Genomic DNA, 5,640 nt, shown 5'->3' on the forward strand with positions numbered 1-5,640 from the left:
GTGCGAGGCCGCGCCGTGCTGGCCCAGGACGCGGCGACCCCCGGGGCGTCGCGACGCGAGGCCGCGCAGTGCCGCCTCGGGGCCCTCGACTCGCGCCTGGTCGCCGACCGGGTCGTCGTCTGCCAGCGGGGCGGGATCGGGCGCATCGACAAGTCCGAGTCCGTCGCGCAGGCCGGTGGCCGCGCCATGGTGCTCGTCAACCGGCGTCCCGGCTCGGTGACCGCCGACCTCCACTCCGTCCCGACGGTCCACCTGTCCGCGTCGGCCGGCCGCACGTTCAGCCGCTGGGTGTCACGGCACCCCGACACCCGCGTGACGGTCTCCCGCATTGCCGGTGACCCCGGGACGCGACGTACGGCCCGGTGGAGCGCCGCCGGCGACCCCCGCGGGACGTCGGTCAAGCCGGACGCCGTGGCCGACGGCGACGCCGTGCTCGGTGCCCTGCCGGAGTCCACCGGCCGGACGTGGGGCGTCTTCAGCGGCAGCTCGGCGGCCACCGCCCACGCGAGCGGGCTCGCGGCGCTCGTCCTCGGTGAGCACCCCGATCGGTCGGCGTCGGTCGTCCGGTCGCTCCTGGCGACGTCGGCCCGCCCGATCCCCGGATCCTCCGTCCTCGAGCAGGGCGCCGGCGCCCTCCCGAGCCGCGCACCCGACGCCAACCTCGCGCTCGAGGTCGCTCCCGAGCAGTGGCGCCGCGCGATGCGCCACCACTCCTTGGCGCGGCTCAACACGACGTCGCTCCTGATGCCGGCGCGGCAGCGCCGCGCGGTGCGCACGGTGACCAACATCGGCACCCGCCCGGAGTACTTCTCCGTCACCACGCGCGGCTTCACCGCCCACCGCGTGCGGGTGCAGCCCCTCGCCGTACGCCTCGCCCCCGGCGAGTCGGCCGACTTCACGATCACGGTCTCCGGGCCCACTGCTCCCGGCCGGCTCGACGACGGCATGCTCGTCTGGCTCGGCGCCAGCGGGGGCGTCACCCGCGTGCCGGTCGCCCTCACCCGCTGACCTGACCCCGCACGCCGACGGGCCGCCGTCCACGTGGGACGACGGCCCGTGAGCGGGTCGGGCAGGCTCAGTCCTGCAGCACCCGGTCGTGGCGCAGCGAGGTGGCCTTGGTCTCCTTGGCGACCAGCACGGCGATGATGGTGATCACCGACGCGATCGTCATGTAGATCGCCACCTTGGGCACGTTGGTCACGCCCTCGCTCGCGTCGCCGAGCAGCTCGATCGCGATGATCGGGGCGAGGGCGCCCGCGAAGATCGAGGCGAGCTGGTAGCCGACGGAGGCGCCGGTGTAGCGGACCGAGGTGCCGAAGAGCTCCGAGAAGAACGCCGCCTGCGGGGCGTACATCAGCGCGTGCAGGACCAGGCCCACGACGATCGCGAGGATGATCTTGCCCTCGGAGCGTGAGGCGATCAGGTCGAAGAAGACCCACGACCACGCCGCGACACCGACGGCACCGGCGAGGTAGAGGGGTCGACGCCCGACACGGTCGCTGAGCGCGCCGATCAGCGGGATGGTCACGAAGTGCACCACGGAGCCGATCAGCAGCGCCTTGAGGATCAGCGACTTGTCGTCGGCGGTGCCGGCGTAGATCGTGAGGAACGAGATCGAGATGATCGTGAAGAGGTAGTAGGAGATGTTCTCGGCCATGCGCATCCCCATGGCCACCAGGACCTCCTTGGGGTACTTGCGGAAGACCTCGACCAGCGGCAGGTGCGGGGTCGCCTTGGTCTCGAGCTCGGCCTTGGCCTCGGTGAAGACCGGGGACTCCTCGATCGACAGGCGCACCCACAGGCCGACCGCGACCAGCACGGCGCTCAGCAGGAACGGGATGCGCCACCCCCACGCCTCGAAGGCGGCGTCCGACTGGACGGCCGCGAGGATCCACAGCACACCGGTGGCGAACAGGTTGCCCAGCGCCACGCCGGCCTGCGGCCACGAGGACCAGAAGCCGCGCTGCGAGTCGTCGCCGTGCTCGGCGGCCATCAGGACGGCGCCACCCCACTCGCCACCCACCGCGAAGCCCTGCACCAGGCGGCAGGTCAGCAGGAGGAGCGGCGCGGCGACGCCGATGGAGGCGTACGTCGGAAGCAGGCCGATGGCGACGGTTGCGAGGCCCATGAGGAAGAGCGAAGCGACGAGCATCTTCTTGCGCCCGACCTTGTCACCGAAGTGCCCGAAGACGATGCCGCCGAGGGGGCGGGCGACGAAGCCGAGCGCGTAGGTGCCGAAGGCCAGCAGGGTCGCGGTGGCGGGCTCGCTCTCGGGGAAGAACAGCGTGCCGAAGACGAGCGCCGCGGCGGAGCCGTAGAGGAAGAAGTCGTACCACTCGACGGCGGTGCCGATCAGCGAGGCGAAGACGACCTTGACGATGTTGGTGCGTTCCGGCTCGGTGCCGGACGCCCCGCGCCCGGCGGTGCTGGTGGTGTCGGTGCTCATGACGTGCCTTTCATGGGGGGAGATCAGGAGGCGTGGCGGGGTGGGGCTAGGCGGCGGTCCAGCCGCCGTCGAGGGAGAGGGAGGTCCCGGTCATCGACGTGGCGGCCGGGCTGCACAGGAAGGCCACCGCGTCGGCGACCTCCTCGGGCTCGACGAGCCGCTTGAGCGGGGTTCGGGCGAGCAGGACGGAGTCGAGGACCTCGTCCTCCGCGATGCCGTGGGCGCGCGCCTGGTCGGTGAGCTGGCCCTCGACCAGCGGCGTGCGGACGTAGCCGGGGCAGACGGTGTTGCTGGTGACGCCCTTGTCCGCCGCCTCGAGCGCGATGACCTTCGACAGTCCCTCGAGGCCGTGCTTGGCGCTGACGTACGCCGACTTGTAGGCCGACGCACGGTGGCCGTGGACGCTCGAGACGTGGACGAGCCGGCCCCAGCCCCGGGCGTACATCCCGGGCAGGACGCGACGCGCGAGCAGGAACGGCGCGTGCAGCATCAGCGCGTGGATCGCGCGGAACCGCTCGGGGTCGAACTCCTCGACCGGGGCGACGTGCTGGATGCCGGCGTTGTTGACGAGGATGTCGACGTCGAGGTCGAGGGCGGCGATGGCCGCCTCGTCGGTGAGGTCGACGACGTGCGGGGTGCCGTGCACCTGCGCGGCGACCTTGGCGACGCCCTCGTCGTCGCGGTCGAGCAGGTGGACCTCGGCGCCGGCCTCGGCGAGCCGCGCCGCGACCGCCGCACCGATGCCGCTGGCGGCGCCCGTCACGAGGGCCCGGCGTCCGGTGAGGGCGGGCGGTGCGACGGGGATGGCGGTGGTCATGGCCCTCACCGTAGGGAGCGGAGTGACGCAACGCACATGGGGAGGATCACTACAGTTGTGGCCTGAGAATGTGGCTGACCCACACCGTCAGGCGTGTCAGCCGTCCTGCAGGCGGGCCAGCCGGAGCGCGAGCTGCAGGTCCAGCGACCGCTCGGGCTCGCGCCATCCCGCGCCGAGCAGCTCGCCGACCCGCTCGAGCCGCTGGGTCACGGTGTTGGGATGCAGGTGCAGCGCGACCGCGGTGTCCTTGAGGTGGCCCCCGCTCGCGAACCACGCCTCGAGCGTGGCCACCAGTCCGGTCCCCCGACGCTCGTCCCACGCCCGCACCGGCCCGATCGTGGACTCGATGAAGGCGGTGACGTGGGCGGGGTCGTTGTCGCCGAGGAGGAGGCGGGCGACGCCGAGGCCCGCCGGGTCGCTCACGGCGCCGCGGCGCCCGAGGCGGACCAGCGTGTCGAGGCAGCGGCGCGCCTCGTCGTGGGCCGTGACCAGCCGGTCAGCGTGGAGCGCGTCGCTCGTGCCGGCGACGCCGACGGTCGCCACTCCCCCGAGCTCGGCCACGGCCGCCTGCAGGTCCACCCCGACGCGGCGGGGGTCCTCGCTCGGCACCACCACGACCACGGCGCCGCGGTGCTCGCCGGCCAGGCCGGAGCTGCGCCGCGCGAGGGCCACGGCGGCGCGGCTTGCGCGGTGCCGGTCCGCGCCGTCCACCGTGGCGGCGGCGACCACCACGGGGCCGTCGAGGCTGGCGCTGTGGCGTCGTACGCGGTCGCGCAACCGCTCGCGCGAGTCGGGGTCGGACTCCAGCAGGTCGGCGAGGAGCTGGCCGCCGAGGCGCTCCTCGGCGTCGGTGACGGAGCGGGCGAAGAGCAGGACCAGCGCGGTGACCAGCGCTCCGCGCTCGAGCGTACGACGCCCGGCGAGGTCGAGCGGCTCGTCGCGTCGCAGGACCAGGGTGGCGACGTGCTCGGTTCGGGCGAGCGCGGCGGCGACGAGCCCCGACCCGGTCGCCACCGAGCGGCCCGAGGTCACCGCCTCGGCCACCGCCTCGGGCACCGCGTCCGGCCGCGCCTGCGGGGCGTCGTCCCCCGCCAGCAGCTCGCCGGTGGGTGTCCAGACCGACACCGCGCCGTGGAGGACGCCGGAGAGCACCTCGGCCACCTCGGCCACGCCTCCGCCGCCGATGAGCAGGTCGGTGAGCCGGTCGTGGGCCAGCGCGGCGGCGTCGACGGCCTCGGTGTGCCGGGTGAGGGAGCGGTTGGCCTCGTCGAGCTCGACGAACAGGCGGGCGTTCTCCAGCGCCACCACCGCGTGGGCCGCGAAGGAGGTGAGCAGGCTGACCTCCGACTGCGGGAAGCGGCGCACGGACCGGTGAACCGCGAGGAGGGCCCCGATCACCACGCCGTCGAGGACCAGAGGCACGCCGAGGATGGCGCGGATCTGCTCACCGGCCACCGCCTGGTCGATGTAGCCCTGGTGCACGAACCGCTCGTCCGAGGCGTAGTCCTCCGTGAAGTAGGCCGCGCCCGTCTGCGCGACCAGGCCCAGCAGGCCGGTGCCGAGCGGCAGCCGCAGGGTCTGGAACTCGCGGGTCAGCGCTCCGTCGGTGACCTTCATGTAGGACGCGCCGTCGCCCTCGTCGTTGAGCGAGAGGTAGGTCATGTCGCAGTGCAGGAGCTGACGCGCGCGTCGCACGATCGCCGCGAGGATGGTGTCGACGTCGCGGATCGCCGTGAGGTCGGAGGCGGTCTCGTAGAGCGCGGAGAGCTCGGCCTCCCGGGAGCGCATCCGGCCCATCAGGTCGCGCAGCCGCACCGCCACGTCGTACTCCGAGCGCACGACGGCCGCATCGGCCTCGCCCAGATCCGCCTCGCACTGCGCGAGGTGCTCGTCGAAGGCGGCCAGCGGCGCCTCGTCGTAGAGCAGGTCCAGGAAGGTCGGCACGTCGGACATCCTGCCCCGTCGGAGCTGCTGCGGGACTCAGCCCTCTCGGGAGATGAGCATCTCGCGGTCGCCGTAGACGACCTTGTCGCCGTCGACAAGCGCCGCAGGCTTGCCCGGCGCCAGCTGGCGCGAGACGCCCTGGCGCACCAGGACCGTGCCGTTGGTCGAGCCGCGGTCCATCACCACGATCGTCCCGTCGGGTGCGGGGCCGAACTGGGCGTGCGTCTTGGAGACCGACATGTCGGCCGAGGCCAGCGGGATCAGGTGGGCCACCTGCTCGCCCGAGCGCGCCTCGGGACGGCGCCCGACCAGCGCGAGGCCGGCGATCACGAAGCTCTCGCCGTTGTCGAAGTGCACGCGCCAGCGCGGCGGTGTCATCGGAGTGCCCGGCGCCGGGGCGCGCCGCGGCGCTGGTGCGGGCGCACGGTGGGAC

The 5,640-nt window shown here is 73.5% G+C and carries 5 protein-coding genes; 1 reads left to right on the top strand and 4 read right to left on the bottom strand.

Translation table 11 applies throughout. The annotated features are described in order from the left end of the window. A partial coding sequence (locus ACXJKB_RS22615) for a PA domain-containing protein (RefSeq protein ID WP_457192453.1) occupies nt 1-1,008 on the top strand: 1,008 nt, incomplete at its 5' end. 67 nt (nt 1,009-1,075) lie between these two features. Here ACXJKB_RS22615 and ACXJKB_RS22620 read toward each other — a convergent pair. The 4 genes from ACXJKB_RS22620 to ACXJKB_RS22635 form a co-directional block, all read right to left on the bottom strand. Further along, entirely contained in the window at nt 1,076-2,446 is a 1,371-nt protein-coding gene (locus ACXJKB_RS22620; RefSeq protein ID WP_457192455.1) for an MFS transporter, read from the bottom strand. A 46-nt stretch (nt 2,447-2,492) separates the two neighbouring features. Continuing rightward, complete coding sequence (locus tag ACXJKB_RS22625; RefSeq protein ID WP_457192457.1) at nt 2,493-3,263, bottom strand: 3-hydroxybutyrate dehydrogenase; 771 nt, start codon at nt 3,261-3,263, stop codon at nt 2,493-2,495. Between the two features lie 96 nt (nt 3,264-3,359). Continuing rightward, the gene (locus ACXJKB_RS22630) at nt 3,360-5,207 is read right to left on the bottom strand and encodes a helix-turn-helix domain-containing protein (protein ID WP_457192459.1); all 1,848 of its coding nucleotides are present in this window, start codon (nt 5,205-5,207) and stop codon (nt 3,360-3,362) included. A gap of 36 nt (nt 5,208-5,243) precedes the next feature. Next, nucleotides 5,244-5,640, bottom strand: a 397-nt coding sequence (locus ACXJKB_RS22635; RefSeq protein WP_457192461.1) for an FHA domain-containing protein, incomplete at its 5' end; no start/stop codon positions are given.

Source organism: Nocardioides sp. P5_E3, assembly GCF_054049275.1.